The following is a 2,220-nucleotide window of genomic DNA, read 5'->3' as shown; positions in this document are numbered from 1 at the left end:
CTCCTTCGAGCGGGAAGACCTTGGTCGGCTTCTTCGCTCTATCAGGAGCCCCGTTGCCATGACCTGGGCTTCCCCGAAAACCCTGGATCCCCTTGACAACCGCGGATCCGCTCAAACTCCGTGGTCTCGGGGTACTTCCGTGGTGCAGGCATCGGACCTGTGTTCTCCCATCTGCCGAGGCGATCATGCCTGGCTTCAGGGCCGCTACAAAATCCGGTTCAGCTCACCTCATCAACAAGCCTTCCGTGCGCCTCATCATCACCTACTGAACGATCCGGCTTTGGCCGCCGAGCAAGCAATCGGCGGCCGAAGCTGTAACAGATTCGCAGGTCTTGACGTTGGGGGCGGTGGGCGTACGAGTCGTAGCCGCGCATCCCGGCCGGGCCCTGCCACGGGGCGGCGGCTCGACGAATCGGTCACCACCTGCACGTTCACCCCGTGGCGCCGGTGCTTGTGGGATTAGGGCGCATATCGGGTCGTGATCAATCTGCGGGATTCGCCCTCGTGGCGGGGCCTGAACCGGTAGATCTTCTTGCGTGACGCGAGTGCAACTGACCGACGGGGAACGGGAGTTCATCGAGCCGCACCTGCCGATCGGCGAGTACGGCCCCTACCCCGAGCGGCTGCGGCAGCAGTTCGAGGGCGTGATCTGGCGGTTCAGGACCGGCGGGCAGTGGCGGGAGACGCCGCAGAGCGCAAACCGTCGCGCTCGCCGACAGAGCACGCGAACTCCGCTCCTTCGGGGAGGGATCCGGGAGACCGCGACTGCCAACGGCCGACCATCAGCTAGTAGTAGCGCGCCCCATGAGACCCCGGCGTCACCGACTCCGGGGTCATCGACATGCTCGCCCAGTGCGCCATCACGCCTTCACGTTGTGCCAGCCAGAACAGTTGGAGTAGGTGCCCTTCACGAGGCATACCTTCATGCCGGCGATGAGACCTTCCGTAAGGTCACCGGTCGCCCACGGGCTGGTGTACGGGGCGGCGTGACCGCGCGTGGTTGCAATGCGACCAAAGCTGAGATGGGCCTCGATGCCGTAGCCGTCTGCATCGGTGTCAGACACCCTCATCGCGTCACCGGGCCAGCCCAGGCCCGGCTCCGGGTCGGAGTTCCAGTAGACGTAGCCGATGTTCTCGCCGTCCCTGAGAACAACGATTTGATAGTTGTCGCCACTAAAGTCAGTGCCCTTGAACGTGATCGTTGCGGCGCTCGCGGGGCTGGCACCGCCCGTGAGGGTCGCGCCGGCGGCCAGGGTGGTTGCGGCGAACAGTGTGGCCGCTCGTTGCGTAAACTTCACTGATTCCTCGAATCTTCGTGGCGAACTGACATTCGAATCTTAGCAAGATGATCATGTGAGTAGGGCGCCTGTTACCGACAGGAGATCATCTGGGTGCAGGCCAACGACGGTTGACGGCTGAGCAGGCCTGAATGAGTGGCGTCGAACCAACCCTGTCGGAGCTCATGGTTCCTGTGGGGGCCTTTGGCTTCATAGGTCGGCGCGGCGGCGACCGGCCGGCGCCGCCGCGCGTGCGCGGCCCTCGGTCCTTGGACCGATCCCGACTTCGCTGGGCGGCTCGGGTCCAATGGTCTTGATGGGGTGTCTCGTCTCGCCATCGCCCCGACGAACTACACCGTCGCCGACGCAGTGAACGACTCGCTTGTGTACGGCCTGGCCGGCCGCGATCCGCGCACGGTCGAGAACTCCACCCACTTGAGCAACTCGTCGCAGGCCGGCGCGGCAGGGGCGGGGAACCGGGCGGCGCCGGGGAGAGCATAGGGAGAATCGACTGCGTAGCCGCGCAGCAATCTGAAAGATCCAGCAAAATGGATCAGTCCAGGTCAGCGACGGATTCAGCCACATCATCGCAGGTCAGCGCCACCCGGGCCGCGAGCGACTCTCGACAAAGATCCAGACCGCGCGCGGGCTAAAGTGCGACCATTTTCCCTACAAGCCGACATTACCCAGGTCAGTGGCTTCTACAGCCCGGCCACCCAGGCCACCCCAGACTCCGGTAACGCCATCCCGGGGAGAATCCTCACTGCCACAACCGCCCACAGACACACCCCACTTGGAGCGGCCGGACATCCACACCTAGTGCCGCATCAGGCAACGTTCGCCCTGTCATGACGCATCGCTGGGTTGCTGCGCCGGGCGGCATCGGACAGCCAGAATGACGGAGTGGCTGAACGTGTGCGGGTCCGGGAGATTGATGACGATG

Annotated in this window: 2 protein-coding genes and 1 pseudogene; 2 read left to right on the top strand and 1 reads right to left on the bottom strand. The window is 64.4% G+C overall.

The window, feature by feature from the left end; translation table 11 throughout:
- Positions 1-536: 536 nt before the first annotated feature.
- Positions 537-689: pseudogene (locus tag ACTWQR_RS55530) on the top strand (transposase); the annotation flags it as partial.
- Positions 690-860: 171 nt separating this feature from the next.
- Here the strand turns inward: ACTWQR_RS55530 and ACTWQR_RS55525 are convergent.
- A complete protein-coding gene (locus ACTWQR_RS55525; protein WP_443234981.1) occupies positions 861-1,298 on the bottom strand; it encodes a hypothetical protein in 438 nt (145 codons plus the stop codon).
- A 300-nt stretch (positions 1,299-1,598) separates the two neighbouring features.
- Here ACTWQR_RS55525 and ACTWQR_RS55520 point away from each other — a divergent pair, with 300 nt between their 5' ends.
- Positions 1,599-1,778, top strand: a complete 180-nt coding sequence (locus tag ACTWQR_RS55520) for a hypothetical protein (RefSeq protein WP_443234980.1) — start codon at positions 1,599-1,601, stop codon at positions 1,776-1,778.
- Positions 1,779-2,220: the final 442 nt, after the last annotated feature.

Origin of the sequence: Streptomyces sp. 2A115 (genome assembly GCF_052245575.1) — a bacterium.
In the GTDB taxonomy this organism is placed as follows: domain Bacteria; phylum Actinomycetota; class Actinomycetes; order Streptomycetales; family Streptomycetaceae; genus Streptomyces.
This window is presented reverse-complemented; position numbering and strand designations above follow the sequence as displayed.